The organism is Streptomyces enissocaesilis (assembly GCF_039533765.1).
Classification (GTDB): Bacteria; Actinomycetota; Actinomycetes; order Streptomycetales; family Streptomycetaceae; genus Streptomyces; species Streptomyces enissocaesilis.
The window spans coordinates 1-6,399 of record NZ_BAAAUD010000092.1 but is presented as its reverse complement, the minus strand read 5'-3'; the positions used below and the strand labels follow the sequence as shown (position 1 = coordinate 6,399).

2 protein-coding genes are annotated in these 6,399 nt (G+C 73.7%); both read right to left on the bottom strand.

Features of this window, described 5'->3' with window-relative positions:
• Positions 1-5,565, bottom strand: a 5,565-nt coding sequence (locus tag ABD374_RS31785) for an amino acid adenylation domain-containing protein (protein WP_344500127.1), incomplete at its 3' end; no start/stop codon positions are given.
• The coding region (locus ABD374_RS31780) for a phosphopantetheine-binding protein (protein ID WP_344500125.1) at positions 5,562-6,399 on the bottom strand (838 nt) is incomplete at its 5' end. The genes ABD374_RS31780 and ABD374_RS31785, both read right to left, overlap by 4 nt.

The window sequence follows — 6,399 nt, the reverse complement described above, 5'->3', positions numbered from 1 at the left end:
GCCGTACTCGTTGATGAGGCGGGTCTGCGGGGCCAGGGCGCGCCAGCGCTCCAGCGTGGCGCGGGTGAAGGCCTCGCCGGCCACCACGAGCACCGGCGCCAGCGCACTCGCCTGCTCGGCGGTCAACTGCGCGGCCAGCACGTCCAGATGGCCCGGGGTCAGCTTGACGAAGCTGTACGGTCCGGCCTCGGCCAGGGCGGCGCCGAGGTCGGCGATGTCGGTGTCCTGGGCGACGGTGTGCACCCGCTGGCCTGTGACCAGGGGGGCCCACAGGTTGGGGACGACCAGGTCGAAGGCGACCGAGGAGAACAGCGGCGCACCGCCCGTGCCCTGCGCGGCGAGCTCGCGGGCGGCCCAGCCGACGTGGTTGGCCAGGCCCCGGTGGGTGACGGCGACGCCCTTGGGGCGGCCGGTCGATCCGGAGGTGAAGATCACGTAGGCCAGGGCGTCGCCGTCCTCGGCGCGGTCCGGCCGGGTGGCGGGCCGCGACGCGACCAGTTCCCGGTCCCGGTCCACGACCAGCAGGCCGACGCCGCCGAAGCGGTCCTCGTACGCGGAGTGGGTGATGGCGCTGCCGGCGCCCGCCGAGTCCAGCATGGCCGCGATGCGCTCGGCCGGGTAGGAGGGGTCGATCGGCACGTAGGCCGCGCCGGCCTTCCACACCCCGAGCAGGCTCGCGAGCAGGTCGGGTCCGCGGTCCAGCAGGACCCCGACCACCGACCGCGCGCCGACGCCCGAGGCGCGCAGGTGGTGCGCGATCCGGTTGGCCCGCGCGTCGAGTTCCGCGTAGCCGAGCGACGTACCGGCGAGGCCGACGGCGGGCGCGTCCGGCGTCCACCGGGCCTGCTCCTCGAAGAGCCGGCACACCGGGGCGTCCGTGAAGCCGGCCGTCTCGCCCGTTCCCCGGGCGAGCAGCCGCCGGCGCTCCGCCGCGGGCAGGTACGACGCGCGGGCGTCGCCCTCCGGGTCGGCGGCCATGGCTTCCAGGACCTGGCGCAGGGTGCCCGCCAGGCGCTCCAGGGCGGCCTCGCTCAGGTGCTTGCGGCTGCCGGTCAGGAAGAGGTGCCCCAGGCGTGCCGAGACGCCCAGCGGGAACTCGGTGGGGCTGTCGTCGATGCTCGCCAGGTAGTCCACCTGCTCGCGGTCGACCTGGTCGAAGTCGTGGTAGCTGAAGCGCACGGACACCAGCCGCAGGCCGTCCTCCGCCTCGCGCTGGATGTCCGGCATCGGGAAGCTGCGGTGCGACCACAGCTCGACCTCGCGGTCGAAGACCTGGCGCACCAGCTCGTGCCAGGTGCCCGCGGGGCCGTCGAAGGCGAAGGGCAGCGTGTTCAGGTGCATGCCGTAGACGCCGTCGGCGCCGAGGGCCTCGGGCCGCGCGTTGCAGACCAGGCCGGTGAAGAACCGCTCGTCCCGGGTGACCGAGCTCATCACCTTCAGATGCGCCGCGTGCAGCACGCTCTTCAGTGAGGCGCCCGCCGTGGACGCCAGTGCCCGCAGCCGGTCCTCCAGGTCGTGGAACGGCACCTTGACGCGGTACGGGGTGCCCGCGACGCCGTCGCCGGACCAGGCGTCGGGGAGGGCGAAGGCCGGGTACCCCTCGACGATGTCCGTCCAGTACGCGCGGTCGTGCCCGGACTCCCGGGACGCCGTCTCGGCCGCGATGAAGTCCGCGAACCGCACGTCGGGGGCGGCGGGGGCCTCGACGGCCCTGCCGTCGCGGGCCGTGCCGTACCCCTCGACGATCTCCATGAGGAGGGAGTGGTGGCTCCAGCCGTCGAGGATCGCGTGGCACTCGGTGATGGTGAGCCACCAGCTCCCGTCGTCGCAGGAGTGGCCGAAGAGGCGCAGCAGCGGCGGGGTGCCCAGGTCGATCAGGTCGGCCCGCTCCTGCCGGGTGAACTCGCGCAGGGCTTGCCGCACCTCACCGTCCGTCAGCCCGCGCAGGTCCCGCTCCGCCACCGGGACGTCGACGTCCGTGTGCACCAGCTGCATCGGTACGGAGTAGGAGTTGAGGTCGAAGGAGGTGCGCAGGACGTCGTGCCGGTCGATCACGGCCCGGACGGAGGCGCGCAGCGCCGCGATGTCGAACGCCCGCTCGTCGCGGATCCGGAAGGAGGTGACGTTGTGGTACGGGTGCCGGGCGGTGTCGCTGAGCATCTCGACGACCATGCCGATCTGCACCTGCGACATCGGGTACGCGTCGTCGAGGCCGCCGGGGAGCCGCTCCCGGTCCTCGGGCGCGAGCTGCGCGAAGGGCCGGACGCCCCGGGCCGCGCGCACCTCGGGGCGGTCCGCGAGCTGCTCGGCGAGCCGGGCCACGGTGCGGTGCTCGAAGAGGTCCCGTACGGAGACGTCGAAGCCGGCCTCGCGCAGGTGCCCCGTCAGGTTGATGGCGCGCAGCGAGTGGCCGCCGAGGTCGAAGAAGCTGTCGTGGACACCGATCGGGTCGACGCCCAGCACCGCGCTCCAGATGGCGGCGACGCGGCGCTCCAGCGCGGTGCGCGGGGCGGTGTGGTCCTGGCCCGGGGCGCGCGCGGAACCCGGGGCGGGGGCGGGCAGCGCCTTGGTGTCGAGCTTGCCGTTGACCGTCAGCGGCAGGTGCTCCAGGACGACGTAGGTGGCCGGGACCATGTACTCGGGCAGGTCCTGGGAGAGCGCGGTGCGCAGCGCGGCGGTGTCGGGCACGGTGCCTTCGGACGGCACGACGTACGCGACGAGCTGCTGGTCGCCCGGCGTGGTCTCACGGACCAGGACGACGGCGTCGTGCACGCCCTCCTGGGCGGCCAGCGCGACGTTGATCTCGCCCAGCTCGATGCGGAACCCGCGGATCTTGACCTGCTCGTCGTTGCGGCCGAGGAACTCCAGGCTGCCGTCCGCGAGCCGCCGGGCCACGTCGCCGCTGCGGTACAGCCGGTCGCCGGGCGCCCCGAACGCGTCGGGGACGAAGCGCTCCGCCGTCAGTCCGGGACGGCCCAGGTAGCCGCGGGCGACGCCGCGGCCCGCGACGTGGATCTCGCCGGGCACACCGATCGGGGCCGGGTTGCCGTGCCGGTCGAGGATCCGGATCGACAGGTCGTCGAGCGGGACGCCGACCGGGCTGCCGGTGCCCGCGAGGTCACGCCGCCCCAGCTCGTGGTGGGTGACGTGCACGGTCGTCTCGGTGATCCCGTACATGTTGACCAGCGTCGGCGCGGTGAGGCCCACCCGGTCCGCCCACGGGCGCAGGTCGGCGACCTCCAGCTTCTCGCCGCCGAACACCACGGTCCGCAGGGCGAGCCGGTCGATCCGGGGGTCGCCCGCGCGGGCGGCGCCCACCAGTGCGCGGAACGCCGAGGGCGTCTGGTTGAGCACGGTCACCCGCTGCTCGGCCAGCAGGTCCAGGAACTTGTCCGGGTCGCGCGCCACGTCCTTCGGCACGACGACCAGGCGGCCGCCGTGCAGCAGCGCGCCCCACATCTCCCAGACGGAGAAGTCGAAGGCGTAGGAGTGGAACAGCGTCCAGACGTCGGAGTCGAAGAAGCCGGTCCGCTCCGCCGTCACCGAGAAGAGCCGCAGCACATTGGCGTGGGTGAGGCAGACGCCCTTGGGGCGGCCCGTGGAGCCGGAGGTGTAGATGACGTAGACCAGGTTGTCGGCGCCGGCCGCCGGCGCCGGGTCGTCGGCCGGCTGCTCCGCCAGGGCGGCCCGGTCGCGGTCGAGCACCAGCACCGGGCCGGTGTGGATCCGGGCCAGCATCGCCTCGTGCCCGCTCTGCGTCACGATCACCGGGACGGAGGCGTCGTCGAGCATGAAGCCGAGCCGGTCGGCGGGCACCGAGGGGTCGAGCGGCAGGTAGGCGCCGCCGGCCTTCAGCACGCCGAGGAGGGCGGGCATCAGCTCGGCGCCGCGCTCCAGGCAGACGCCCACGAGCGTCTCCGGGCCGACGCCGAGTCCCCGCAGGTGGTGCGCGATGCGGTTGGCCCGGGCGTTCAGCTCGGCGTACGTCAGGTCCTGGCCGTCGAAATGCACGGCGACGGCGTCCGGGGTGCGGCGTACCTGCTCCTCGAAGGCCCGGTGCACGGTGCCGGTCACCTCGCCGGAGACGGCCGCGCCGCCGGTGAGCAGCGCCAGCTCCGCGTCCCCGAGGAAGGCCAGCTCGGCGACGCTCGCCTGCGGGGCGGTGAGCGCGGCGTCCAGCAGCCGCACCAGGTGCGCGGTGAGCCGCTGGGCGCTCTCGCGGTCGAACAGCTCGACGGCGTACTCCAGGTGGCCGTGCAGGGTGCCGTCGGCCGCCTCCCGCAGCTGGAGGTCGAGGTCGTACTTGGCGGCGTTGCCCTCGCCCTGGAACGGCTCGGCCCGCAGGCCGGGCAGGGTGAACGCGCTGGTGCGCTCGCCGTGCATGGTGAGCGCCACGTCGAACAGCGGGTTGCGCGAGAGGTCGCGCTCCGGCTGGATCTCGTCGATGAGGCGGGCGAAGGGGGCGCCCTGGTGGTCGAAGGCGCCCAGGACCGTGTCCTTGGTCCGGTTCAGCAGCTCCTGGAACGACGGGTCGTCCGTCCAGTGGCCGCGCAGGACCAGGCTGTTGATGCCGAATCCGACCATGCCCTGGAGCTCGGGGCGGCCGCGGCCGGACACCACCGTGCCCACGGCGATGTCGGTGGAGCCGGTGTGGCGCGAGAGCAGGCTCTGGAAGGCCGCGAGCACCACCATGAACAGCGTGGCGTCGTTCTCCCGGGCGAAGTCCCGCATGCGGTCGGCCAGTCGGGCGGGGATACCGAAGGGGACCGAGTCGCCCGTCGCGTCGCGGACCGCCCGGCGGGGCCGGTCGGTGGGCAGCTCGATCGGGGTCAGCCCCGTGAGCTGCCCCTTCCAGTAGGCGAGGTGGCGGTCCAGGGTGGCACCGGACATCTCGGCACGCTGCCAGGCCGCGTAGTCGGCGTACTGGAGGGGCACGGTGGGCAGGTCCGGCTCGGTGCCGGCGGCCAGGGCGGCGTACAGGGCGCTCAGTTCCCGGCCGATGATCTCGGTGGACCAGGCGTCGCAGGCGATGTGGTGGAAGACGATGCCCAGGACGTGCTCGTCGTGGGCGAGGCGGATCAGCCGTCCGCGCACCGGCAGGTCCCGGGCGAGGTCGAACGGGACGAACAGGTCGTTCGCGATGACGGACTGGACCCCGGCCTCGCGCTCACCGGCCGCCAGGCCCGTGAGGTCGTCCAGCGGCAGTGTCACCCGCTCGGCGGGGGAGATCAGCTGCACCGGGTTCTCGCCGTCCAGGCCGTAGCGGGTGCGCAGGATCTCGTGCCGGTCGGTCAGCCGCTGCCAGGCCTCGCCGAGGGCGGCGGCGTCCAGCTCTCCGGTGAGGCGGACGATCAGCGGTACGAGGTACTGGGTGCTGTCCGGGTCGAGGCGGCTGAGGAACCACATCTGCTCCTGGCCGTACGACAGGCGCAGCGGGGCGGACCGGTCGGCGCGGGGGACGGCGGTCCGGCGGCCGCCGCGGCGGCCGGCGAGCCGCCGGCGTATCAGCTCCTCCCTCGCGGCGTCCGCGTCGAAGCCGGCGGGTGTGATCGCGGCGGTGCTCATGCGGTGAACTCCTTAGCCAGTTCCTGGCCGTTCGTCAGCTCTGCGGGGGAAAGTGCGGCGATCTCCGCACGGATGGCGTTCTCGGTGGCGACGGCCAGCTGGGCCACGGTCGGGCCCTCGAAGACGGTGCGCACCTTGAAGTCGATCTCGAACTCCTCCTGGATGCGCGAGATCAGGCGGATGGCCAGGATCGAGTTGCCGCCGGCGTGGAAGAAGCTGTCCTCGACGCCGACGTCCACCCCGAGCAGTTCGGTCCAGATGCCGGCGATGCGCTCCTCGGTGGCGGTGCGCGGCGCGACGCGCTCGGAGCCGTGCTGCTGATCGGTGCCCTCGGGCGACGGGAGCCTCTTGCGGTCCGTCTTGCCGTTGGCGTTGAGGGGGATCTCGGCCAGCGGGACGTAGCCCTGGGGGAGCATGTAGTCGGGCAGGCGGGTGGCGCAGTGCGCGGCCAGCTCCGCCGCACTCACCGCTGCTTCCCCGGTGTGCCCGGCGCCGTCGGCCGGGACGTAGTACGCGACGAGCTGCTGCTCGCCAGTCGGCGTTTCACGCGCCACCACGACCGCGTCACGTACCGCGGGGTGTTCGGCCACGACCGTCTGGATCTCGCCGGGTTCGATGCGGTAGCCACGGATCTTCACCTGGTCGTCGAGGCGGCCGAGGAACTCCACGGCGCCGTCGGGGCGGGTACGGGCCAGGTCGCCGGTGCGGTAGAGGCGTGCACCGGGGGGACCGAAGGGGTCGGGGAGGAAGCGTTCGGCGGTCAGGTCGGGGCGGCCCACGTAGCCGCGGGCGACGCCGGTGCCGCCGGCGTAGAGCTCGCCGGGGACGCCGACC